This is a genomic window from Proteus sp. NMG38-2 (assembly GCF_020640995.1).
Taxonomy (GTDB): domain Bacteria; phylum Pseudomonadota; class Gammaproteobacteria; order Enterobacterales; family Enterobacteriaceae; genus Proteus.
In genome coordinates this window covers 2,992,685-3,016,717 of sequence record NZ_CP085481.1, presented here as the reverse complement: position 1 = coordinate 3,016,717, position 24,033 = coordinate 2,992,685, and the positions used below count along the sequence as shown (strand labels likewise).

The window sequence follows — 24,033 nt, the reverse complement described above, 5'->3', positions numbered from 1 at the left end:
ACCAAAGTGTGAGCTAGGTTCCTTTTTTAGTTACTGTAAATTGGAATTAAAGATGGATCAAAGCTGTGTAATGGCTATTTTTACATGGCAGTTGTGTCTAATAAGTATGCCTTGTAGTAATAATTTATTATTTTTGTACGGTTGCTTGAGAGGAGCGTTGATATAAAGGCCACTTAAATATGACGTTAAGTGACCTTTATATGAAGTTAATATAAACGTGAATTAGGCGCGAGTGATCTGGAAGTAGTTCACTAATTTGTTAAGATTGAGCGCCTGTTCATTGAGTGAACCCGCGGCAGCAACCGACTCTTCCACTAATCCTGTATTTTGTTGCGTTGTTGAATCAAGCTGGCTTACGGCATTGTTGATTTGTGAAATACCATCACTTTGCTCATTACTTGCTTGTCCAATTTCTCGTAATAATGCACTGATTTCTTCAACATCTGTGATCATTTTTTGGATCTGTAATTCGGCTTGTTCCACTAAATCCATCCCTTCTTGTGTTTGGGTTGATGAATTTTCAATCAGTGTACGTATATCATTTGCTGAATCAGCACTTTTTTGTGCTAGTAATCTGACTTCACTTGCGACAACGGCAAAACCTTTACCATGTTCGCCAGCTCTTGCCGCTTCAACCGCAGCATTAAGTGCAAGAATATTTGTTTGGAAAGCAATGGAATCAATCAAGTTAATAATGTCTGTCATTTGAGATGATGAATTATTGATTGCTCTCATTTTTTCCGTTAACTGAAGCATCATTTCACCATTATGATGGACGGCAATTTCTGTTTTTTCAGCAACATTAATCGCATCAAGAGTATGCTCTGCAGTATTTTTAACCGTTGACGTCATTTGCTCCATTGAGCTTGCCGTTTCTTCTACGGAAGTTGCCTGTTCTTCTGTTCTTGCTGCTAAATTTTGGCTACCTGCTGTGATCTGCTCAGCGGCAGATGAAATGTTTTCAGCACCGTTTTGTACATTTTGCACAACATCTAATAGATGTTTTTTCATTTCAGCAAGCGCTCGCAATAACATTCCTGCTTCATCATGATAATTAGTGTTTACTTCTTGTGTTAAATCACCATTAGCAATCGCTTTAGCAAAGTTCACAGCTTCATCTAACGGGCGAGTAATGCCTTTCGTAATAAACCACCCTAAAACACTACCCAAAATAATGCTAATAAGTGTTAATAATACTAAAAATACTCTCTTCTCAATAAAATCGCGTTCAACAGCTTCACCTGCCGCATTCATTTTTTGATTTTGTAACGCAATAAATTCCAAAAGTTTATCGCGATACATAAGTTGAATACCTGCTGTTTTGGTGATTAATTCATTAACAGCGGCGTGCCGATTATTTTCGTTAAATGCTTTTACTACAAAATTTTGAGAGGTGATATATTTCTGACGGATCTCATAAACTTCAGCGAGTATTTTTTTTGACTCATCATCGTGAGCCGTTTCTTCTAACTCTTTTAGTAATTGAGCAACTTTGGCGGTGATCTCAGCTTTTTTACTCTCTTGTTCAGAGGCTAAACTTCCTTGCTCATCTAGCATGGTGAGTTGCTGAAAGATAATAAATTCATTGAAATTATTAATTAGCAAATTGGCTTTTACTGTGGCTGGATAGATATCGTCAACGACATCATGAATATCTTGATTTGCACTATTCAATCCTATTAATGCAAAACTAGAACCTAACATAATTAACATTACCAATGTTGTAAATGCGATAGTTAACTTGGTACGAATTTTAACGTTTTTAAAGAACATGCTTAACCCTGGATAAATAATAATTAATAAGTATTAGTAACTTATTGAAGAAAAGACAGTATCGGTAAGCAGTGACAGAACTTTAGTCATTAAACGAAATAAAGGCAGATAAAAAGACTTGCATTGATTTTTAACACACTATTTTTAGTGTGAAAAAGAGATTTCCTCCCTTTTTTTATCTAAATGTGCTTAGTATTTAATTTTCATTCAATTTTATAAAATTGAGAGTTAATTAATAAGAGCTCAAGATATTCTTTATTTTTTGTTAACAATTGTTTGCCTTGTTTTTATGTATGTTAATTTGATCTTGAAGATTAAGAAGATATCGTCTCTGAAAAATTTTCGGCTATGATAAACTGAGTGAGCCGCACAGGTAAGTGTATGGCTAGTGTTAAATATATAACTCTCCATACTTCTATTACTTAACTGACTTAAAGGTAACGCTGTATGCGCAGTGTATTTATATTTTTGAGCGTATTTATTTTAGGGTTTAGTCATATGGCGTATTCAGATCAAACACTCGTTTTTATAAGACATGGTGAAAAACCTGATAATGAAAGTGGGCAACTGACCTGTAAAGGATTAAATAGAGCCCTCGCTTTACCTGATGTACTTATCAATCAATTTGGCAAACCTGACGCATTATTCGCGGCGGCGCCTAAACAAAGTAAGTTAGGTAATTCATTACGTTCACTTCAAACTATCTCTCCTATCGCTATTAAAATGTCATTACCTATCCATCTTCATTATCATGCTAAAGAGATAAAAGAGTTACGTGAAGACCTGTTAAGCCAGCAATATGAAAACTCAGTTATTTTTATTGCATGGGAGCATGATAATTTAGTCAAAGTGGCACGAGATATCATAAAGAAAGAAGGGGGAGATCCTAAATTAATCCCTAAATGGAAGAGTAGTGATTTTGATAGTATTTATATCTTAAAAATAATCCGAGAGGGTGATAAAAAAAGTATCATCTTTGAACAAAGACAACAAGGGTTAAATGATGTGTCGGACGATTGTGGTAAGGCCTATTAAATTTATTATGTATAAACACAAATAGTATTAATTGTGATAAGGAGTAATTAAATGAGGATGGGTAGTTATAGTTAATAAAGGTCGTTAAATAACGACTTTTATCTTTTGCCTAGTATGTGAATTTTTTTGTAAAATCTCTACATATTGTTATTGATCAGTCGGTTTATAGTACACCGCAACTTTCGCTTTAAGTGACGATACAATTTTTTTCTTCCACGGCAACATTGATTTTCTATTCATCATAAATAAATGCCCTACAGCAAGGCTATCAACGAGCTTAATTTTATAAACGGTATGTTTGAGTGATTGATATTCTAGCCATGGTTCAGGCACAACAGCTATATATGGGCTGCTATTAATAGCGGGTATAACTTGTGCATATTCAGGACATTTAAATCCGATCGTTCTAAATAGTCCTCTTCTACGTAATTGCCTATCAAGTTCATTATCATCTTGAGACCAAGGTAAACAATAAACATGTTTATAAGAAACCAATTGTTCAAGACTAAAATCGTCAATATTTTTTAAAGATGATCTTAATGGCTCTCCATAAATAATAACGAGCCTACTTTTACCTATAGTTTCAAATTTTAAAGACGATACTGGGTTTTGATCTCCACCAACAGCAAAGACTAAGTCTACAGTGCCATCAAGTACTTCTTCTCGCCAAGAGCGACGTTGGTATGGAATACATTCCGCATAGACGTTCAACTCAAAAGAGAGTTCAGAGAGTGTTGGGGTAATAATGTTCATTAACGCAGGGGGACAAACCACTTTAAAACTTCTTGAACCATCAAAAGTATCGGTAAATAGATCATCATTTAAAGAAATAAAAAGAGGAACTAATTTTGCTTTTAGTGTTAAAGCAAATGGTGTTGGGACTTGAATATTATTTTCTCGTTTAAATAAAGGATCGCCCAGTGTTAAGCGTAGTCTACTTAGTGCATGACTTACCGCAGAAGGTGAAATACCCAGTTTATGAGCTGCTTCTTTAGTACTTCCAGTCAAAAGCAAGGCATAGAGCACTTTGAGAAGATTAAAATCAAATTGAGCAAGATTCATTTTGTCTCTTTATAAATGAGCATAATTCAATTTACTTATACTATTATCTCAGCTTAACGACAAACAAATAATGGTATATATGAAAAAGTTAACATTAATTGCATTGCTTTGTATGCAAGGATTGGCTATGCCAACTACGGTTTATGCATCATTGCACCCAGAACAACCGTTATCAACAGTACCGCCGAAAAGTGTATTTACACAATGGGCCAAACCTATAACGTCTTTTAAAATAGCACCTCAAGTTTGGTATGTAGGAACAGAGAATTTAACTTCTATACTGATCACTACAGATAAAGGCCATGTTCTTATTGATGCAGGCTTAAATGAAAGTGCAGAACTAATCCAAAGTAATATTGAAAAATTAGGATTTAATATTAAGGATGTTAAATATATTCTGAATAGCCATGCGAGATTAGATCAAGCTGGTGGAATAACAAAATTAAAAGAAATAAGTGGTGCACAGGTTATCTCAAATAAAATAAATGCAGAACAACTAGCGTTAGGTGGAGCGAATGATTTTGCTTTAGGTGATGCATTATTGTTTCCGCCAGTGAAAGTAGATCTTATATTAAACGATAATGAATCATTTGAGCTTTCTGGTGTGATGTTTACAGCTTTACTAACGCCAGGGCATTTACCTGGTAGTACGTCATGGAAAGTAAAGTTAAATAACAATGACATACTTATTTATGCGGATAGTTTAGCGACACCAGGATATTATTTGGTTAATAACCTTAATTATCCAGAGATAGTTAATGATCTTCATTACAGTTATCAAGTATTAAATAATCAAAAGGTGGATATATTTATTGCGAGTAAAGGAGATCGATTCAATTTATTAGATAAAATTAAAGATTTAAATAATGGAAATGAAAAGGCATTTTATGATGCTAATGGCCTTAAACAATATGTTGAAAAATCAAGAACATCCTTAATAAACCAATTAAACAAATAACTTTTAATAAAGAATGGAATATATATGTCATTAAAATATTTACTCCCCATTTTTGGTGCTTTTGTTTGCTCAAATTCTTATGCAGATGAATTAAAAATAGGCGCAGGCATTGGCATGTCTTCGCCATACGAAGGATCGGATAAGTATATTTTAATTCCAGATGCTATGCTGCAATATACAACAGAAACAAATAGTTTTGGTTTATTTAGTCTGGGCACCAGTGGAGCAAAATGGCAATTTAATATTTTTGATAATATTCATATTGCTCTGCTTGGAACGTATATGCAGGGTCGTAAAGAAGAAATAGGCTTTTCTGGTAGTAAAAATAAAGATTTAAAAGGAATGGGAGATCTAAAAGGAGCCGCTGGTGCAGGTGTTGAACTAAGTTATAATATTATTGGCCATTCTTTTTATATAAATTCGCTGACTGCTATTGGTCATAGAGATTATGGTGGTAAAAATATTGATAATGCCACTCGGTTCGAGTTTGGTATTAATTCACATTTCGATATAAATAAAAATTGGTCTATTGATTCGAATATATCCACAAGATATGTAAACAAAAACTATAGTCAGGCTTATTTTGGTGTCACAGAAAAACAGGCACTTAATACTGATTATTCTATTTATACACCAAATTCTGGAATTAAAGATGCCGGTATTTTAATTGGAATAAATTATAAAATAAGTGAAGGTTTTTTTGTTAATTTAAAATCGGGTGGTTATTACTTGTTTGGTGATATGGCAGACAGCCCGATCACAAAACAGAAATACGGATTAGTAAATATAATTGGCCTATCATATATTTTTTAAAGATCATGAAAATAAATACTAAATGTTTTTTATTTATATCCATATTTATATTGAGTGGGTGTGTTGTTGGCCCAGGTTGGTATAAAGAAGGAGTAAGCTATGAAAACTCTCAAGATATATTGGCGAAGTGTAAATATGATATTGGTATCGCTAAAGTAAATATAAATGAAAAGCCAGAACTAATAGCTGAGTGTATGAAATCTCAAGGGTATAGATATAAAAACTATTCACATACTTATTAAGTAAATGTTTTTAATAATAAAAGATGCTAATTTACAGCATCTTTTTTCTATTTATAAATAGTATTGCTTTAATGTTGTTTAATCATCTTTAATAATATTTTATTAAAAATAATTTATAACATGAAAACTATATACAATATCGAGAGAAAAAATATAGACTGAAATAAAGGATTGATTGTTATAAACTAATATTTATTAGAAAGTAAGTATGTATAGCATACGGCTTTTTAAGCACTAAATTAGTTTTAATATAAAACTAATAGATAAATGTTCTGCGAAAAATTTTTTAACTGGTATAAGGTTTATATGGACTATCAATTCAAATCATATAGTAAGAATAGCAAGAAAAAATCACTGCCTATTTACCTTATCTTTATTCCTTTTGTTCTCTGGATAGCTTACATGGGTTGGTCAATAAGTTTACACCGTAGAGTCGTGATGTTTGAATGGTTTCCCAAATGGACTATTTCTATTACTTTTGCTGTTTTTTTAGGAATGATTGGGGGGATTTGGAGTATTTTTCGTCGCCCAATAAAACATGCATTTAAAAATTTCCTCTCGACTGGGTTTGCTGGTTTTGTATTAATAGTACCTGCATTTGATGTGCTGACGTATTTATTATCAGCGAATACAATTCGCTATCAGACAGAATATAAAATTACATCGCCAGGCCCTAGAACCAACAGATTTGGTCGATGTGAACACGGTATATGGATAAAAGAAATCTATACTGAACGAGGGGCATTATTTTGTATTAGTGATCCAAAATCGAAAACTCAGAAAAATACAGGAACACTATGGGTCACAACAATGACTGGTCCTATTGGTTCATATATTGTTGATTATCAGTTCACACCATTCAATTCTTAATTATGGTTTTACATGTAATGATACTTTAAGGAGACTTATATTCTTGCCAAAGTGTCTAATTCCATCTTCAATAATCTCTTTATTTTTAATGTGTGACTATTTTTATTGTGAAAATTGCCAATAAACACAGATTTATTGTTATATAGATCTAATAAATCACCAGCATAAATGCCTAATTCCTCTGGATTAAGAATATAATATTAATTTCCCGATAATAGTGTCTTCATCAAATTCTTTATAGTTATAAATATCACCTTGAATTTCAAATAAATTTCTCTCTTCATAATCGGAAGTTATTGATGTAAATTGATAATCAATATGATTTATTTGTTCTTTCATAATAACAGTTACTTTTTATTTTAAATGTAAGTAAGCATTTGTTGTTAATAAATGGTAGACTTTTTATAAGATTAAAAATAGTTGTTTTTAATTTATTTAACTTTATGTTTTACATGGTATTTATACTTTTGGATAATGCAATGTATCAATTAATAAAACAAGAAATAGGATCTTGCTGGACACGTCAGGAATTAGATGAGATGTCTCATTCTATCGAATCATGCCTACTTATTTATAAAGTAAATGTGTCAGTGGTTGATTATTTCATGGGGTCATCATTTACTCTTTTTAGATTAAAAGTTGATGCTAAAATACGAGGAATGCATGTTAAATCATTGATAACTGAGTTATGTCGAGCCCTTAATGTTATTAATATTAAAGTAATTGATTTTTTACCAGGAACACCCTATATCGGATTACTGATAACGAATAAATATCGTCGATTAATTCCTTTTTCATCATGTTTTAATCAATGGTTAAAACAGAAAAATATTTCTCCATTATCGATTATGTTGGGTGAAAATATTATAGGGGAGCCTATCGGTATTGATTTGATCCCATGCCCACATTTATTAATTTCAGGTTCTATTGGTTCAGGAAAATCAACATTAATTCATTCTATTATTATGAGTATAATATATCGTCTATCTCCTAAAGAGATTAGACTGATTATATTTGATACAAGTGGAATAGAACTGACTCCTTACTTTAATCTTCCTCATTTAATGTTTCCAATAGTTGATGATATGTCTGAAGTTATCAGAGCATTAGATTGGATTATAGCTGAAATGAATAAACGCTATAAATTGTTTAGTGCTTTAGGTGTTAAAAGTATTGATAATTATAATGAAAAAATTATCCAAGCAGAAAAATTCAATAGATCAATTCCAGATCCTTTTTGGAAGCCCGCTAATATTAATGATGTTTCAATGCCTTTTCTGAAAGTTATGACTCCTATAATGGTTGTTATGGACGATTATATTCAATTTATATCTTATAATAATGAAATTGGTCGTAAGTTAATTACCTTAAGTCAATCAGCAAATATAGTTGGAATACACCTTATTTTATCTACAAGAAATCTATTATCATCGAGCATAGATAATCAACTGAAAGTTAATATACCGACTCGTATCTCTCTTACTATGCCTTCTAAAAAGGAATCACGTTCTATTTTAAATCAAAATGGTGCAGAAGAATTATTTGGAAATGGCGATATGCTTTATTTATCACCTTATCTTGAAAGGTTAGAGCGTATTCAAGGTGCATTTGTTACTGATGAAGATATATGGCAAGCAATAGGTCATACTTTAAAATGGGAAAGGGCTGAATATATTAATTTAAGCTCTAAAACTGATTATTTATTAAAAAATAGCGATTTTGATGAGTTAGATATTTTATTTTATGAAGTTGTTGAGTTTATCGCAGAAACAAATAGAGTTTCTATATCAGGTATTCAAAGAAAATTTAGAATTGGATATAACAGAAGTGCAATGATTGTAGAGCAGCTAGAAATGCAAGGATTAGTAAGTATTCCTGATCATAATGGAACTCGAACTGTTTTAATATAATTTTAGGGGTTATTAACGATTTGTAGCGTAGATATAAATATATAACCATGTTCCAGTGGCGATTTAAATCGCCACCAAATCTATCCATTAATGCAGTTCGGTTTAGTTCATATGTTAATGAATTCTGATTGAAGTAATACTTACTGTTAGTTGGGTTGTGGACTAATGAGATAGTGGCTATTCAGTCAATAATCAGTACTTCTTTTTCTTCAACTGTGGTGGATTTTGGACATTTAATCTTAAGCTGTTTGGCCACATCGTCTACAATTTCGGCGTATTTAATACCGTTACGACGGATCGTATTCGCTAATGTTCTACTACCAAAATACTGTAGTTCCCGAACAAGTAGATGTAGAGTTTCTTCATCTGATTTATTATAGTTTTTAGCGTTCAGTCACACACTTTTTACTTTATTTGACATTGAAAAATCATACTTACCAGTATTATTTATGTAATCAATCAGCAAATTGATGTCACTTTAGAGTTTAAAATAATGGTTCTCATTATTTTCACGGAAGGTTATGGTTAGTAAATAGGTAGCCAATCTGAACTATAAATAATTAATTTAGGGAAATAATTAAGGTTTCTATGGAATATCAATTCAAATCATACAGTAAAGGTAGTAAGAAAAAATCATTACCTACTTACATTTTTATTATCCTTTACGGCTCTTGGTTAGCTTATCTATTTTTGTCGTTTTATTTAGGCGATAACATTGTATTATTTGAATGGTTTCCTAAATGGACGATTATTATTGTTTTTGCCATTTTTACAGGGATTATTGGAGGAATATGGCAGCCCTTCTTTCGCCCATCAAAGTATGTAATCATTGATTATTATTGGGGCGCCTTTCTTGGACTTATGTTTATTATTCCAACTTTCAATGTGCTTGTTTATTTATCATTAGACCAAACAATTCAATACCAAACAGAATATGACATCGTATCGCCAGGGCCTCCGCGCCTTAAATCCCCTCAATGTGAATATGGTATACGGATAAAAGAAATCTATACAGGAGAATGGGGTTTATGGTGCATTAGCGATCCAAAATCGCAAACAAAGGAAAATACGGGAACAGTGTGGGTTACAACAAAAACAGGACCTATTGGTGCATACATTGTTGATTATCAGTTTTCTCCTCCTAACTTTAAGCAATAAGTATTGGGCTATATAGGTTGATATAATGTTAGCTTTAGCCGCTCAAACCCACCTGATTTTTATACGATAATCTTACCTAAACTTATTTTGTATACATTATCGGCAGTTAGCGTAAAAATAACTGACACTAACTCTGCGCTTGCCGATAATAACTGATAAGAAAAGAGAATCTATCTACATGGCTAAATCACCCGCGAAAAAACCGACGAAAGGCTTTGAAGAAACCCTTTGGGATATCGCTAATCAACTGCGTGGCAGTATTCAAAGAACGACAGGCTAAGTACATAGCGTCAGGCATTAATAGAGTTCTTTGGTTACACAAATTGAGAAAAGGTAAAGAATTTTATTTTCGTGATATTTGTATATCCAACGATTTACCAATGTTCGGTATGCTGCAAGACGAAAATAATAATTACTATCTGCCTCAATTTTCGGTTTCAGTAGATCAGTTCATTACTGGTGTTTTAAATAAAAAGTTAGCTTGGTACCCACAAAATAATGCAAAGCTACAAGCTAAGGTTATTTTGTATAAAGAGAAATATTGGTGCTGCGGAAAGAATACTAACAGCGTCCGAGGAATAGGGGGGGGATTATGGGATAGGTGCGAATGCGCCTTATTTTACTGATAATGATGTAAAAGATAACTCGAAAGGAACTAATTTCTTTTCTCAGGAGGCCGCTGTTGGTAGTAATTATTTCGGTGGGTATGGCTCTGGTCTTTCAATTAAATATGACAATAGCATATCATTTAAACTTTTTATTATGGGAGATGGCGCTGTAATTGCTGAGTGTTTAAATACTGGGAATCAACGCCGTAATGTTCTATGGGGAACAAGAAATACAACCATAGATAGCAACGGCTTCATCAAAAAAACCTCTCCAATTATCGACATCAATCCTAATGGCTCATTCACAACTAACGACGAATCCGAGGGCGCTACGGTTACTCGAGTAGCTCAGGGTGAATATCTCATTGAAGGTGTGCTGGGTTTTAACTCAGACGCTGGCTGGGGCGGTGTTGATGGCGGTATTGAAATTCCACTCGATGTAAATAAACAACCCCTTATTTGGGTAGACTCCAAAGTTAACAAAGACGGCTCTATTCTTGTTAAAACGTATCACCGCACTCATCCTAACGCGCCTGAGTTTGCTCGTAATGATATCGATGGTTATAGCGATGGCGACCCAATTGATATCCCTGATGGTCGTTTTATTTCCGTTCGCGTACAGATGCCAGAGCAATCAATCTATAACGTGAGAATGCGTGAGATGGAAGAAGCGCAAAAAGAAGAGGAAGAAAATCAGGACACCAATAGCGCACCAGAAGTTGGTAAATAATCAAATATATTTAATTCAAGGAAGAGTTAAATGCTAATGATAACCATTCCGAATATAGCCGAAATAAGACAATTGTATTACGATTACTATTGATTATACTGTGTTTGAATACAGTGGTTGTGTGCTATTAAATATAAAAAGGAATTTATATGAGTGAATGGAGTGATCGTGATCCGATCGTAATTGAACCAATTGAAGTTGGTGGCGGTGGTAATGATTGGGATGAAGAACAAGAGCGCATTGATAATGAAGATGGTGATAGAGATAGCGGTGGGAATCACTCGTCATGGTCTGACATTGATCTAAAAGAAACACCTGAAGCAATGGCTGTGATGTCTTATGCCGCCATTCCAATGACAGCATATCCAATTAATGGAGTTTTGGGTTTCACAATTAATTGGGGAGCCATCGATGCTGCCTTGGTTCAGGGAGTTAATGTTTTAAGTAAAGCATTGCCTTATGCTGGTGGGTTGACCGCTGGTGTTTTAGTCGGAGCTTTATATCCTAGCCAAACAATTATGTCAGAAGCTAGAGAGCAGGCTTTGTTAGATCAATATCGAGGCGCTAATTTTCTTGATAAGACAAATCCCTATCAAATTGTTAGTTTGCCGAGTAGCGCTGTTACCACTCTTCCTGCCAATCAGATTTCAAAGAGCAAAGTTGTTCCTGTTAGCGTGCTGGCAGAGCCTGTTGTTAGCTTAGATACTAAGAAACGGGAAGTAGCTATTACACAACAGACAATTTCAACTATGGTTTCTGTTGTTCAAGCTCAAAAAACTAAACAACGTGATGTTTATACAGCACAAATTATACCGGGAATGAAACCGGTACAAATTCAAGTTAATCAGACTAAATCTGATAATACAAAAAATACAAAAGAAAATACAAAACCGAAAGTCGATTATGTATTGCCTATTGCTTCAGCAATTAAAGGAGTGGAAACACACCATGCTGTAGTCTATTTTGATGATTCTCATGATCCTGTTTATGTGTCTATTTCGCAAAATCCCAAAGAAAATAAGAATGTAATTGAGACCACTCTAGCTGAATGGAGTTCTTTGTATCCACTTGAAGTTGCTAAATACGAGTTAGAACAAGCAAATAATCAACTGGAGAAAGAAAAGCAATTAGTTGAAAAATATCAAAAAATTATATATTCAGCGAAGCAAACTAAAGAATATCAAACGTTATTAGATCCAGTAAAATCACCTTATTATTATCAAAAAGCCTATATAGAAACACCCGATGAATTAACAATGATATTAAGTGAGCAGGGAGTTGAAGCGTTATCTGCTTATATCATGGTGGTAAATAATTGGTTTGGAGTAATTACTGATACAGATCAGGCAAATAAATTTAATCAAAGAGTATCAGCTCTGCATAGTGATGTTGAGTTTGTTCGTAATAAACTTATTAATATTCAAAATCAGGTAGCTGAAGCTGAAAAATTACTGTTAATTGCGGTGGAAAAGCGCAAAAAAGCAGAAGAAAAGAAAAAAGCTGCTGAAGATAAGGTTAAAAAAGAAAATAAACGCAATCAACCAGGAAAGGCTACGGGTAAAGGGCAAAAAGTAGGTGATAAATGGCTTCATGATGCAAGCAAAGAATCCGGTGTGCCAATCCCTGACCGGATTGCGGATAAACTGCGGGATAAGAAATTTAATAACTTCGATGACTTCCGGAAGCAATTCTGGGAAGAAGTGTCAAAAGATCCCGAATTGTTAAAGCAATTTAGTAAAAGTAATCAAACATTGATAAAAAACGGTAATGCACCTTATCCGATCCCTGAAGAGCAAGTTGGAGGTAGGGAAACATTTGAGCTTCATCATGTTAAGCCTATTATTGAAGATGGTGGAGTTTATGATATGGATAATATCCATGTTATTACTCCTAAACGACACATTGACATTCATAGAGGACAATAATCATGGAACTGAAAAATAGTATCAGTGATTATACTGAAGCTGAGTTTTTGAAATTGTTACAGGGAATCTGTAATGTAACAACTTCTAATGAAGAAGAACATAAATCATGGGTTAGACATTTTGTTAAATTATCAGAGCATCCTCGTGGTAACGGTTTGATCTATTATCCTAAAGATGGTGAAGATGATTCACCAGCAGGGATTTTGAACACAGTTAAAAAATGGAGAGCTCAGAATGGTAAGCCAGGATTTAAAAAAGGTTAACTATTGCTCTTGTTAATTGATAGAAGCCTCTTAAATGTGGCTTTTATCTTTTTAATTAGTGACTTAGATGAATTGGTTATTTAATCAATCTTAACACACTCACCTTTAATAAAATCCTCTCCGTCATTTTCGTATTTCACAAGACGACATTTCCCACATAAACCATATCGAGTGACGACGCAACGAACACCAGGAGAACTGCTTGAGCCTTGGTGTTTGTTTTGTCGCCTCTCATAGCTAGATACCTTTTCTAACAAGCCATCTTTAACCATGCTATCTAATGTTCTACGAGTAGATTCAAGAATGCTTTTCTTGTTAAAAGAATCCATTCCCTTAAGCATATAAGCTACACCTGAAACATCAAAAGGTGGTGCGCCAATTTCACCCGTTACCCATTCAAGATTGTCGGGTTTAAATAATTCCATTATCTCTTTTTTACGTGCAGTCATTCTCATTTTTAATATTCCTTATCGTGGGTTATATCTATCCTACAATAAGGAGCCGGAGGGAGATATAAATAAAAGAGGCTGCCTTCCAGTATGTTGAGTAAGGGAGTTAGATGACATGCATATTATTTCAAAATTAATGAATTAATATTGTTCTAGAGTTCTTTTTAATGTAGGGATTGAAAGAAATAATTTATTACACTTTGTTACAAATAGAAAACCCCAAGGAATGACCCTCAGGGTTTTATTTTCAAATGCACGTGCATTTCGCGTGCACTTCATAGTCCTACTGTTGTCAGTGTGTAGTCCTATCGATTTCGCTAACTTCTTGTTTTTGAAACCGTTGTCCTATCACTGACCCACCAAATTTGGGCTGGCGGAGTCTGAATTAAGTTTGTAGTGCATTGATTTTAAATTAATAAAATCCAATTCAACTTTTGATTTGGGCCTATTGTTGGGCCTAAAGTTTATTTTACTGTTTTTTGTAATGTGGGCTAAAAAATAGATTGTTATTCTAACTCGATTGATTGGTGAAACGACCAATAAAATTTTGTAGGTTGTCTTGTATCATGAGCATACATGTTTGATTGTAGATTATGATACTCATTTAGTTCTAATTCATTACAAACTAGGATATTTGCCACCTTCATCAACTAAAAAGATTTGAGACAGATACCAGCTATTGTTTTGCTTAACTAAATGATATTCATAAATCGGGGAATAATATAACTGTGTTACTTTGGTCGTAACAGTGGCAATATTTTCGGTAATTTCTGTAGCTATAATTTTTTCTTGTTCAGGATCATGAGATGATTCAGATCCAAAAGCAATAGGCTCTCCCTCAAAACCTGGTTTTGTGTATTTTTTTAAAAGTTCATTCCAACTTTTTTGTGCCAGTAAAGTAGTATCTTTAGTTTCACGACTTTGGCTTTGCTGAAAGCTTTGGTCGTTCCAGATTTTGTAATCGTACTGAAAAGCAATTACGACTTGTTCTGGTGTATGAGCCTGTATGTCTCCAACCTTGAATATAGAGATGCTTAATAAAACTAGTAGTATCAGTTGTCGTTTCATTATTTCACTTACTATTACTATATTAACTGTTAGTTTCCCTAGCCACTTTCTTAATGTCAACAAATTAGCTGGTATAGCAGGGGGAAAAGTATGAATTTTAATCGATTTTATTGCTTATTAATGGCATCAGCTAACTAGGTAAGCCAATTTATAGGCTGTATATCCTATCGGATTAGTACAGAATTAATATATTTATCTATAGTCTGCTATTATACAGGAGCTAAATTAGCTTTTAATTGAAAATAACGGGAAATGATACCTTTAGCACATTGGATTAAGGAACATTTTGATATTATTAAAATTATGGAGTAATTAATCGGTAATTTTGGAAATATTATATTCTAGTAAGCTAACTAAATTTATAGATATTCGTAACAGAGTAAATAGCTATTTACTGTTAGTGGTAATTTGATTTGGATAAAACACTCAATGTGGTCTTGTTGGAAAATATAATATTTTTAAATAAAAGGATATTTATGTATTTAGACAGACTAAACATTTTGCGATTTCGGTCTTGTAATGATGTATCTGTTAGTTTTTGCCCAGATTTAACTGTATTGGTTGGTGAAAATAATGGTGGAAAATCCAATGTCGTAGACGCAATCAGATTGCTTACTTTACCGTTGAGTGGACGCCGCGAACGATATCCAGAGGATGAGGATGTACGACGCTATTCGACAGTCCCAAGTTTTCAAATCGAAGGGGCTTTCCAAGGTCTAAGCGATACTCTTAAAGGTCTATTGATATCTGCAGTTCCCGACCCTACCAAGAGCGAGGCTACCTTCGGCTATCGATATGAATCGCGTTCTGAACATGCTCCCCGTGGTAAGACTACCGTATGGGCTGGACGTTTCGACACTAATGGACCAGAGCTTGGTTCTTCTGAGTTGATCAGACACGTTTATCTCCCTCCTTTAAGGGACGCACATCAGATGCTGGGTACTAGCAGCGGCACTAGAGTGATGGCATTGCTGCGTAATTTCTTGCCAAAAGAGCGGGAGCAGGATTTCCTCGCTGGTGTCAGGCGTGCGGATAATCGGCCTGAGATCTTAACTACAATCAATACGGATATCAGTGCTGCTCTCGGACTACTCACTAATGGAGTACGTCCGCAGATAGCAGCATTTGATTTTGGTAGCGAAACCTTACTCGATGTAGCTCGTGATTTGAGATTTCGAATGGCCGATACAGGTTTGATACCCGAAGATATTCGATCTTCTGGTCTGGGGTACTCAAATTTACTCTACATGGCCACTGTTGTTGTAGAGCTGACTAAGGCCAAAGAGGCAGACCTCACGATTTTCCTTGTTGAAGAACCCGAAGCGCATTTGCATCCGCAATTACAGATACTTGTGCTTGAGTTCCTCTTGGATCAAGCGCGCCAATCAGCATCACGTATCATTGAGCCAGGAAAGCCTGAAGGTCGCATCCAAATTGTTGTGACAACCCATTCCCCCAACTTGACAGCATGGGTTTCTCCACGTCACCTAGTGGTCATGCGTTCGCGGCATCGTGAACAAGACGGAATAGCCATCTCAGAATCAGTTAGTGTGCCCATTGCCGAAATAGGGCTAAAGCCAAAGACATTAGATAAAATTAGCCGATATCTTGACGTGACTCGTTCCGCTTTGCTGTTTGGTAACAGAGCTATCTTGGTGGAAGGGATCGCGGAAGCACTATTGTTGCCCGTGTTAGCACAAAAGCTTGTGCTAGCAGATGATTTAGATGGGTGGCTTAAGTTCAAGGGGGCTGTAATTGTGCCTATCGAAGGTGTGGACTTCCGTCCATATGTAGAGGTACTGCTACGGCCATATGGTGATGCACGTATTGCTGATCGGCTGATAGTGATCACTGATGCGGACCCAACCGTGTTAGGAAATAGGAAAGTTGATCTGGAAAATCTGGCTGCAACGCATGGAGCTCCAGATAGTCTGATCGTGCTAACCAATCAGCATACATTGGAGCACGAAATTTTTGTCGCTGGAAATGAAAGTTTCCTTAAAGGCGTGTTTCTTCGTTTGCATCGTAATTCACGTAGAGACTGGGAAGCGCAGATAGAGAGCATTCCAGAACAAGATCGTCCCAATGCATTTCTTAAATTAATTGGGGCGAAAAAAACTCGTAAAGGCGATTTGGCACAAGCTATAGCTTCGCGCATTGAGGCAGGTGAACCATTTGTTGTTCCGCCTTATCTCATTGACGCAATTCGTGGAGCTTCACGTATATGACTGGCATCCACAATCTAACCCCAGAGCAAGAGACATTTGCTTCTCACATTGGCGGAGCCTTCGTTAATGCTTGTCCTGGAGCTGGAAAAACGCGGACTATCATTGCTCGGCTAGCGAGGATCGCTGCTAAGTTGCCTTCTCGTCAGGGCATAGCGATACTTTCATTTACAAACTCCGCGGTAGACGAGTTCCGCGAACGATGCCAGGCTGCTGGGCTCGATACGCTTTTGAAATATCCTAGTTTCATGGGAACACTTGATGCTTTCGTCAGGCATTTCGTTATACTGCCAAGTTGTGCAGTATCGAGCCAAACTCGGCCGATTATCCTAGATAGTTGGGATACCCTTGGTGTAGAAATTCGTTTATTAGGTCAATTTGCCTTTCGAGGTGAATCGGTAAGCCTAGATTTGTTTGATCCAGAAACCAATATTATTGATCCTGATAGGATCGGACATGCAGGTTTGCAAAATCATGTACGTCAACATCAGATTCGATATCAACAAGCAGCAGCAAATCGGCGACGATCTTTGTTACAAGTTGGCTATATGAGTGCAGGGGACGCACGTGCTCAAACATTGCGGTTGATTAGAGATAATGTAATTAGTGAGCCACTTGCTCGCGCATTGGCATCACGTTTTCAAGAGGTTATGGTTGATGAAGGGCAAGATTGCAATCCACTCGATCTGCAAATACTGACATGGCTCAGAGCACATGGGGTAAATGTTACGTTCGTTTGTGATCCTGACCAAGCAATCTACGAATTTCGTAATGGTAATCCTCAAGGAATACAGACATTTAAGGATACATACCCTATTGAGTCGCATAAGGGCTTGACGGGGAATTTTCGTAGTAGTCCCGCAATTTGCCAGTTAGCAGCCACCCTAAGGCGAGAAGGTCAGGTTGATCGGTCGCTTGGTGAAAGTGCGAATGTTGACTATCCAATTTTACTTCTTACCTATGGTGGCCGGGGACCAACGGAAATTATTGGTCAGGCATTCCTTAGACGGGTTACGGAACTGGGACTGGAGTCAACCAAGGCGATTATTTTGGCTCACTCAGGCAAAGTTGCGTTGCGGGCCGCTGGCGTCACCTCCAGTAATTCAACCGGAAACTCGCGAATTGAGTCGCTGGCTCGTAAAGTGTCAGAGTTCTGGTCGCCTGCCGCAACCCCAAGAACGAAGGAGAATGTAGTCCAGTCAGTCGAAATATTATTACTGGATTTAATGGGTATGCGTCAACCAGATGAGCATCTGATTAGAGCCATCGAACGTCTTGGTATGGACCGACGTGCTCATCGGAGATGTGCCCTAAGTTTTCTCATTAATCTTCCAAAAATGTGCAGAGATTCTGATGAAGAGCGGCTTGCCTGGATAGCCTCTGTTCATGCGGAACTGGAGAAGCTGCATCTGCCACTCCCTGCTGGGGTAAGCATACGTCGTTTCTTCCGACAGCCTCCGAATGCGCAATGGTCAAAGCATCTTCGAATGCCCGCTGCTCTCGGTTTCTCATGTGGCAACATACATGAAGTTAAAGGTCGTGAGTATGATGCAGTGTGCGTCGTAGTCCCTGCGAATCGAGCCCCTGAAAACAGAATTGAAGCACTCTTTGAGTCATGGGAAGCGCGAGTAGATGCTGAGGCAAAGCGCGTACTCTACGTTGGCCTCACCCGTGCTCGTAATTTTGTTGCTCTTGCGATACCAAACGCCTTTGCAGGGCGTTGCGTTGATCTGCTGGCCACAGGCCAAGTGCCCTACACAAGAGTGGATTTGTGAACCAGAAACCAATAGTTTTCATATTCTATTGATATAAATTAATTTTAAATGGATTTTTCACTATGTGGCATGATAACGAGACAACTGTCGATTATTTGAATTTTGGTGTTGTTGCTGACGCATGTGCAAGCCTGCTGAAGCAGGCTAATGGGGAACCTATTTCTATAGGAGTCTCTGGTGGCTGGGGAGCAGGCAAATCTTCTCTGGTGAAAATGATTGCATCACGCCTAGAGAGCTCTTCGGTTGAAGAGTCGTTGGTGGAAGAGAGAAATCAAGAAAAGCATTCCTTTGTCGTACTCACTTTCAATCCATGGCTATACCAGGATTTTGAGTCCGCCAGAAGTGCATTGCTACAAATTGTGGGGGACGAGATTGTTCGGCTTACAAGTGAAAATAAGACTATCACCGACAAAGTATCTGAACTGTGGCGAAGGATAAACCTTCTCCGAGTCGCTCAATTAAGTGGCGAAACTGCATTGACTTTAACTACTGGCATTCCTATCGGTTCTCTTGGAAAAACCGTTTGTAAATTGGCTGGTTGGTTTACGTCAGATGACAAATCGAGCAATGAATCATCAGATACAGATAGTATCGAGCTAAGTACCAGCGGTCTTCTAAAACCGAGTGAGCCATTCTCGATGCCAGCCCATATTCAGGCCTTCAGGGATACTTTAGAGAGTATTCTCGAAGAGTTGAAAATTACGTTAGTAATATTTGTGGATGATTTAGACAGATGTTTGCCACAAACAGCAATTTCAACACTTGAATCAATTCGTTTATTACTATTTATTCGCTGTAGCGCTTTCGTTATTGCTGCAGATAATGATTTTATAAAAGCTGCAGTGAAGGTCCACTTTGATGGCGCAGGAATTACGGGCGATGTTGCAACTAACTATTTCGATAAATTAATACAGGTTCCACTCCATGTTCCTCGCCTTGGTTTGAATGAGGCGAAAGCGTATCTGGTGCTTTTGCTACTTGAGAGAGAGACCAACGCAGGCCATTTCAGTAAGGAAAGATTCAATCATGCTCTTAGCGTTATCCCTGTGAAGCTGCGTAATAGTTGGAAAGGTGAAACGATCAATCAAGAGTTTTTATATGAACTGGTAGAGCATGTAAATGCACTCAAAAGTTTAATGGATTTAGCCCAGGGGCTTGCGGCTCTTCTTCATAGTTCTTTAGCAGTAAACGCTAATCCCCGGCTAATGAAAAGATTTTTAAATACTGTTTATTTGCGTGAAGCTCTTTCTGCGCCTCAGGGAATAACGTTAGATATAGCCGCACTGGCAAAATGGCATCTCCTTGAAAGGTGCGACGAAAGCCTTGCTGAGGAACTTGCTAGTCGTGTTCATTCGGATAATGACGGTAGGGTACAAGTTTTGGCGGATGCTGAAGCTGCTGCAGCGGGTCAGAATAGTTTACCTGAGCCTTTCAAGAATACACCATTTACTCAGCAATGGCTCCAACTCCAGCCAGCTTTGGGAACCGAGGATCTACGCCCGCTTCTTCACCTCAGTCGTGACTCTGGAACTCGTGACTTCGGTGATGACAATATGACTCCTGACTCTAGAAAATTGAGAGACGCACTGAAAGTTGCAACTAATGGCCATGAATCCTTAGTTGAACTTATGAGGAAAATAGGACCTTCACAGACAGAGTTGGCGATGACTAAGGCCTGGCAGAGTAATAGTGCCTCACGTACCTGGAAGAGTAGCAAAGAAATTGTAATGCTGATTGAGTGCTGCAAGGTTTACACGGAAATTGGAAATAAAGCCGTCAGCTTGCTGGAATAGGCTCCACTGAAACTTATTGGCCCAGGTTTAATCCCAACTCTTGGTGCTCAGTCATGGGCTCAGCAACTTTTAGAAAGATGGAAAGATCTTAACGAATTACCAAAAACGACTAGGAATGCAATTGTGAACCTTGGGAGGAGGCGCTAATGGGAACATCAACTTCTAGTGGGGGAGGCCGCGCAGGTTCACCGTTTGATCCTGAATGGTTAAAACCTGAAAGTGACTCTACAACAGGTGGAGGAGATTCGCCTGATTCACCATCGGAGGAGAACGGTGGAAATGTAATTTCTGATGGTGCAATAGCACCAGAACGACGGTTTGGACCTGCTCGTTCGCTACTTGGGGGATATCTGCAAAATGGCAGCCACGATAATTTACGTGGTGCGACAAAAAGCATGGTCTCCAAAGGAATGGGGGGCGCGCGACGAGCTGCTGCTACTATGCGAGGTGTTGCCAGTGGTGTCGGTAGTCTTGGTGAGTTCCTGACGTCTGCTAGGGATGGAAACGACCAGCGAGTGATTGATTGGCTTACTCATGTTCGTCAAGAGAATCTTTCGGCAACAGATCTTACTCTTGAAATTTTGAAAGAGGTTATTCCTGGGACAGGAAGCGTTGATGACGAATCGCTCCGTAATGCTGGCGCGGAGGCTATGGCGCAACTTTATGAACTTTATCCTGACGTGGACATATTTAATCTCACGGATGCGCAAATAGCTGAAGTTATGGGGTTGACCATTGCGAATGAGATTTGTAATCGAATAGATCTCCAGCTTGGACAGACTTACGAAAAATTAAAATATGATCCTTTATTAATTCAGGAACGGCGTTCTGATATTCGCGAGTGGGTCGGTGCTGAGGTTAGAGTGGTATTGGAAAAACAAACTACAAAAAATACAGAACCGAAAAGCTTGGCTCAGTCTATTCTCTTGTCTGCCCTAGAGGTATTTTCAGAATGATTAAAGTTATGTGTGCTAAAGCAGAACTGATTCCAGCGCAGGTTCCTTCTGATGAGCGAGTATTCTCCTATTTTAAAGGCGCTAAGCGTGCAGGTATTGGTACAATTGCGAATCGATGGCATGGTGCATTAAAACGGGGTGGATTTCGACCTTCAATAGAGATTTGGGATTTTGTGCAGTTTTGCCTCGCGGTATGTAGCGCGGACCTATCAAGCCCTAGAAGAACAAGTGCAGATGGCTGGACCCGGAATATTCAGCTTACGGTTGGATTGTGCAATCCAGATAAGTGGCTACCGCTAAAATCCGATCTTGAAGATATGCTAAAAGTTTTAACTGGTGATTATTGGTTATTAAATTTCAATAATGCAGGCATGGAACCTCCTCAAGGAGATGGCGCTTTTCTCACTAATGATTGCGTATCTTTATTATCCGGAGGGCTGGATAGTCTAATAGGTGGAATTGATTTGGTGGCTAAGGGGCGAAAACCACTATTTGTTTCTCAACTCGCACATAAAGATTCTGAGCGACAAAGGGCATACGCATCCATGCTGATGGGAAATGGTTCACATTATCAATGGAGTCATGGCATCAGTTTCAAAGGATCGCGCGAGCCTTCGACACGTGGTCGCTCATTAGCTTTTTATGCATTTGCATTACTTGCCTCAACGAAAATAAACTTACCAAAACCAACAATATTTATTCCCGAAAATGGAGTGATCTCCATAAATCCTCCTTTGGTCCCAGGGCGCATATCCAGTTTGAGTACTCGTACAACTCATCCTATGTTTATCGATATGTTGCAAAAAGTTCTGGATAATTTGGGCATCCATGTGCAGCTTGAGTTGCCGTACCGTTTCAAAACTAAGGGCGAAATGATGCGGCAATGTCTTGACCAAGATCTTTTGCAAAAATGGGCTGCTGATTCTACGAGTTGTGGCCGTTTTCGAACCTATAATCGTCAGCACTGTGGACGTTGTGTTCCTTGCTTGATCCGTCGGGCTGCATTCATTGCATGGAAACCTGAGGGGGATACTACGTCTTACCGCTTTGAATCTGTTGTTGGTAGTGACAAGTCTAGTGCGCCAGATGATCCTATGGCTGTAGCACTTGCCATCCTTGATGTAAGGAAGAGAGGGCTTGATAGATTTCTTGGTGGCTCGTTGGTTTTTGCACCGATTAACGAGCGTCCCATGTACCGTAGAGTTTTGCAAGAAGGTATAAAAGAGTTAGAAACTGTACTCATTCAGGATAAATTGCTTTGATTGATTTTCACTGTCATGTTGATTTGTATCCCGAGGCTAGAAATGTTTATGCTGGTACGATTAAGCGTAATGTTTTCACTTGGTTAGTTACTACGAGCCCAAAGGCTTTTCAGGCTACAGGTCATGTTTTAGAAAAACATGAATCTGTAATGATCAGTCCTGGACTTCATCCTGAAATTGTCGCTGATCGTTTCCAGGAATTGGAAATGCTTCTCGAGTTGATTCAAAACGTGGATGCTGTAGGTGAGATTGGATTGGATGGTTCAAAACGATATTTCACCAGTTACGCGATGCAACGTCGAGTGTTTTCCGAGGTGGTCAGGAAGTGCCACGATGTTGGGGGACGAGCAATGAGCATTCACTCAAGGCAAGCCGTTCCTGATGTGCTGGCTACCTTAAAAGCGTTCCCCTCTCATGGAATTCCTATTTTACATTGGTTCACTGGAAGTGTTACGGAGTTGAGGAATGCTTCAGCACAGGGATGCTGGTTCAGTATTGGTCCGGCTGCTTTCAACTCTGCCGCTGGGAAAGCTCTTGCTACTAAGCTCCCTAAAGACAGGGTTGTACCAGAGAGCGACGGGCCATTTGCTCAATTCAAAAATCGAACGGTGATGCCATGGGATTTCAATATTACAGTCAGGTTGCTGGGCGAGGCATGGTCAATGCCTGAAAATGATGTAAAGCTACAAATGCTAAGTAATACAAAAGCGTTGCTTGAACTCATGGGAAAAAATGGAATTGTTCTTGATTTTTAAATAAAGCAGTATTTTTCGTGATTTTTCCAATTAAGGAGCTATAAACATTGATCATTTTTTATCATGTAGATATGGACAAGCAATTACGTTCGGAATGATAATCGAGCTATCAGCACAGACTACCTCGATGTTTGGTAAGGTGTATTGGGAACACTAGGATTGAATAAAACAGTCTCTGCAAAACGTACCTTCTCAAACTTCACTGCTAAGTAGCTCAGTCTATAGGGAGTTTTGGTTAGAAGTATTCAGAATCGATCATCCTGAATTAAAAATATAATATCGTGAGTTTTAAGCCGCTGCCGATAAAACATTTAGCAGTAATGGGCGAGTTGGTAGCTCAAAGCTAACAAGACTTTATTAGATGAGGAGCAATAAATCTAGTAGAGATATTCTGTCGAACAAA

General features: G+C 37.5%; 21 protein-coding genes. 16 read left to right on the top strand and 5 right to left on the bottom strand.

Features of this window, described 5'->3' with window-relative positions:
• Positions 1-222 precede the first annotated feature (222 nt).
• Entirely contained in the window at positions 223-1,773 is a 1,551-nt protein-coding gene (locus LG402_RS14430) for a methyl-accepting chemotaxis protein (RefSeq protein ID WP_227335814.1), read from the bottom strand.
• 447 nt (positions 1,774-2,220) lie between these two features.
• On the opposite strand from LG402_RS14430, the gene LG402_RS14425 reads away from it, so the two are divergent.
• Positions 2,221-2,808: a phosphoglycerate mutase family protein gene (locus LG402_RS14425; RefSeq protein WP_227335813.1), complete on the top strand. Its 588-nt coding sequence runs from the start codon at positions 2,221-2,223 to the stop codon at positions 2,806-2,808.
• Between the two features lie 147 nt (positions 2,809-2,955).
• Here the strand turns inward: LG402_RS14425 and LG402_RS14420 are convergent, their stop codons facing one another.
• Entirely contained in the window at positions 2,956-3,870 is a 915-nt protein-coding gene (locus LG402_RS14420) for a LysR family transcriptional regulator (RefSeq protein ID WP_166540822.1), read from the bottom strand.
• A 79-nt stretch (positions 3,871-3,949) separates the two neighbouring features.
• Between LG402_RS14420 and LG402_RS14415 the strand changes: the two genes are divergently transcribed.
• The 3 genes from LG402_RS14415 (at position 3,950) to LG402_RS14405 (ending at position 6,753) form a co-directional block, all read left to right on the top strand.
• Positions 3,950-4,828, top strand: coding sequence for an HARLDQ motif MBL-fold protein (locus LG402_RS14415; protein ID WP_413685597.1), 879 nt, complete (start codon positions 3,950-3,952; stop codon positions 4,826-4,828).
• Positions 4,829-4,852: 24 nt separating this feature from the next.
• Complete coding sequence (locus tag LG402_RS14410) at positions 4,853-5,641, top strand: MipA/OmpV family protein (RefSeq protein ID WP_227335812.1); 789 nt, start codon at positions 4,853-4,855, stop codon at positions 5,639-5,641.
• Between the two features lie 644 nt (positions 5,642-6,285).
• Entirely contained in the window at positions 6,286-6,753 is a 468-nt protein-coding gene (locus LG402_RS14405) for a hypothetical protein (protein WP_227335811.1), read from the top strand.
• 186 nt (positions 6,754-6,939) lie between these two features.
• On the opposite strand, the gene LG402_RS14400 is transcribed toward LG402_RS14405, so the two are convergent.
• A complete protein-coding gene (locus LG402_RS14400) occupies positions 6,940-7,092 on the bottom strand; it encodes a hypothetical protein (RefSeq protein WP_227335810.1) in 153 nt (50 codons plus the stop codon).
• Between the two features lie 140 nt (positions 7,093-7,232).
• Here LG402_RS14400 and LG402_RS14395 point away from each other — a divergent pair, with 140 nt between their 5' ends.
• From LG402_RS14395 to LG402_RS14370, 6 genes are all read left to right on the top strand, one after another.
• On the top strand, positions 7,233-8,663 hold the full coding sequence (locus LG402_RS14395) for a DNA translocase FtsK (protein WP_227335809.1): 1,431 nt from the start codon (positions 7,233-7,235) through the stop codon (positions 8,661-8,663).
• 588 nt (positions 8,664-9,251) lie between these two features.
• Positions 9,252-9,821 (top strand): hypothetical protein, encoded by a 570-nt coding sequence (locus LG402_RS14390; RefSeq protein WP_227335808.1) that lies wholly within the window; start codon positions 9,252-9,254, stop codon positions 9,819-9,821.
• Between the two features lie 323 nt (positions 9,822-10,144).
• Positions 10,145-10,447 (top strand): hypothetical protein, encoded by a 303-nt coding sequence (locus LG402_RS14385; RefSeq protein ID WP_227335807.1) that lies wholly within the window; start codon positions 10,145-10,147, stop codon positions 10,445-10,447.
• A gap of 136 nt (positions 10,448-10,583) precedes the next feature.
• Positions 10,584-11,159, top strand: coding sequence for a hypothetical protein (locus tag LG402_RS14380; RefSeq protein WP_227335806.1), 576 nt, complete (start codon positions 10,584-10,586; stop codon positions 11,157-11,159).
• Between the two features lie 149 nt (positions 11,160-11,308).
• Positions 11,309-13,084 carry a colicin-like bacteriocin tRNase domain-containing protein gene (locus LG402_RS14375; RefSeq protein ID WP_227335805.1) on the top strand — a complete coding sequence of 592 codons (1,776 nt, stop codon included), beginning with the start codon at positions 11,309-11,311 and terminating at the stop codon, positions 13,082-13,084.
• 2 nt (positions 13,085-13,086) lie between these two features.
• The gene (locus tag LG402_RS14370) at positions 13,087-13,347 is read left to right on the top strand and encodes a bacteriocin immunity protein (RefSeq protein WP_166540812.1); all 261 of its coding nucleotides are present in this window, start codon (positions 13,087-13,089) and stop codon (positions 13,345-13,347) included.
• Between the two features lie 80 nt (positions 13,348-13,427).
• Here the strand turns inward: LG402_RS14370 and LG402_RS14365 are convergent, their stop codons facing one another.
• Both LG402_RS14365 and LG402_RS14360 read right to left on the bottom strand, forming a co-directional pair.
• Entirely contained in the window at positions 13,428-13,802 is a 375-nt protein-coding gene (locus LG402_RS14365) for a hypothetical protein (protein WP_166540811.1), read from the bottom strand.
• A gap of 612 nt (positions 13,803-14,414) precedes the next feature.
• Positions 14,415-14,864 carry a hypothetical protein gene (locus LG402_RS14360; protein ID WP_008916306.1) on the bottom strand — a complete coding sequence of 150 codons (450 nt, stop codon included), beginning with the start codon at positions 14,862-14,864 and terminating at the stop codon, positions 14,415-14,417.
• A gap of 413 nt (positions 14,865-15,277) precedes the next feature.
• Between LG402_RS14360 and LG402_RS14355 the strand changes: the two genes are divergently transcribed.
• The 6 genes from LG402_RS14355 (at position 15,278) to qatD (ending at position 23,630) form a co-directional block, all read left to right on the top strand.
• A complete protein-coding gene (locus LG402_RS14355) occupies positions 15,278-17,092 on the top strand; it encodes an ATP-dependent nuclease (RefSeq protein WP_227335804.1) in 1,815 nt (604 codons plus the stop codon).
• Positions 17,089-18,864: a UvrD-helicase domain-containing protein gene (locus LG402_RS14350; RefSeq protein ID WP_227335803.1), complete on the top strand. Its 1,776-nt coding sequence runs from the start codon at positions 17,089-17,091 to the stop codon at positions 18,862-18,864. Before LG402_RS14355 ends, LG402_RS14350 begins: the two co-directional genes overlap by 4 nt.
• Before the next feature lie 62 nt (positions 18,865-18,926).
• Positions 18,927-20,657, top strand: a complete 1,731-nt coding sequence (locus LG402_RS14345) for a P-loop NTPase fold protein (protein ID WP_227335802.1) — start codon at positions 18,927-18,929, stop codon at positions 20,655-20,657.
• Positions 20,658-20,803: 146 nt separating this feature from the next.
• Positions 20,804-21,613 carry a hypothetical protein gene (locus LG402_RS14340; RefSeq protein WP_008916302.1) on the top strand — a complete coding sequence of 270 codons (810 nt, stop codon included), beginning with the start codon at positions 20,804-20,806 and terminating at the stop codon, positions 21,611-21,613.
• Positions 21,610-22,875 (top strand): Qat anti-phage system QueC-like protein QatC, encoded by a 1,266-nt coding sequence (gene qatC, locus LG402_RS14335; protein WP_008916301.1) that lies wholly within the window; start codon positions 21,610-21,612, stop codon positions 22,873-22,875. The genes LG402_RS14340 and qatC overlap by 4 nt, the downstream gene beginning before the upstream one ends.
• Positions 22,872-23,630 (top strand): Qat anti-phage system TatD family nuclease QatD, encoded by a 759-nt coding sequence (gene qatD / locus LG402_RS14330; protein WP_008916300.1) that lies wholly within the window; start codon positions 22,872-22,874, stop codon positions 23,628-23,630. Before qatC ends, qatD begins: the two co-directional genes overlap by 4 nt.
• The last annotated feature ends 403 nt before the right edge of the window (positions 23,631-24,033 follow it).

What these genes read in the sequence shown, in the direction of transcription:
- LG402_RS14430 (WP_227335814.1), bottom strand. Translation starts at nt 1,773, where the DNA reads ATGTTCTTTAAAAACGTTAAAATTCGTACCAAGTTAACTATCGCATTT.
- LG402_RS14425 (WP_227335813.1), top strand. Translation starts at nt 2,221, where the DNA reads ATGCGCAGTGTATTTATATTTTTGAGCGTATTTATTTTAGGGTTTAGT.
- LG402_RS14420 (WP_166540822.1), bottom strand. Translation starts at nt 3,870, where the DNA reads ATGAATCTTGCTCAATTTGATTTTAATCTTCTCAAAGTGCTCTATGCC.
- LG402_RS14415 (WP_413685597.1), top strand. Translation starts at nt 3,950, where the DNA reads ATGAAAAAGTTAACATTAATTGCATTGCTTTGTATGCAAGGATTGGCT.
- LG402_RS14410 (WP_227335812.1), top strand. Translation starts at nt 4,853, where the DNA reads ATGTCATTAAAATATTTACTCCCCATTTTTGGTGCTTTTGTTTGCTCA.
- LG402_RS14405 (WP_227335811.1), top strand. Translation starts at nt 6,286, where the DNA reads ATGGGTTGGTCAATAAGTTTACACCGTAGAGTCGTGATGTTTGAATGG.
- LG402_RS14400 (WP_227335810.1), bottom strand. Translation starts at nt 7,092, where the DNA reads ATGAAAGAACAAATAAATCATATTGATTATCAATTTACATCAATAACT.
- LG402_RS14395 (WP_227335809.1), top strand. Translation starts at nt 7,233, where the DNA reads ATGTATCAATTAATAAAACAAGAAATAGGATCTTGCTGGACACGTCAG.
- LG402_RS14390 (WP_227335808.1), top strand. Translation starts at nt 9,252, where the DNA reads ATGGAATATCAATTCAAATCATACAGTAAAGGTAGTAAGAAAAAATCA.
- LG402_RS14380 (WP_227335806.1), top strand. Translation starts at nt 10,584, where the DNA reads ATGGGAGATGGCGCTGTAATTGCTGAGTGTTTAAATACTGGGAATCAA.
- LG402_RS14375 (WP_227335805.1), top strand. Translation starts at nt 11,309, where the DNA reads ATGAGTGAATGGAGTGATCGTGATCCGATCGTAATTGAACCAATTGAA.
- LG402_RS14370 (WP_166540812.1), top strand. Translation starts at nt 13,087, where the DNA reads ATGGAACTGAAAAATAGTATCAGTGATTATACTGAAGCTGAGTTTTTG.
- LG402_RS14365 (WP_166540811.1), bottom strand. Translation starts at nt 13,802, where the DNA reads ATGAGAATGACTGCACGTAAAAAAGAGATAATGGAATTATTTAAACCC.
- LG402_RS14360 (WP_008916306.1), bottom strand. Translation starts at nt 14,864, where the DNA reads ATGAAACGACAACTGATACTACTAGTTTTATTAAGCATCTCTATATTC.
- LG402_RS14350 (WP_227335803.1), top strand. Translation starts at nt 17,089, where the DNA reads ATGACTGGCATCCACAATCTAACCCCAGAGCAAGAGACATTTGCTTCT.
- LG402_RS14345 (WP_227335802.1), top strand. Translation starts at nt 18,927, where the DNA reads ATGTGGCATGATAACGAGACAACTGTCGATTATTTGAATTTTGGTGTT.
- LG402_RS14340 (WP_008916302.1), top strand. Translation starts at nt 20,804, where the DNA reads ATGGGAACATCAACTTCTAGTGGGGGAGGCCGCGCAGGTTCACCGTTT.
- qatC (WP_008916301.1), top strand. Translation starts at nt 21,610, where the DNA reads ATGATTAAAGTTATGTGTGCTAAAGCAGAACTGATTCCAGCGCAGGTT.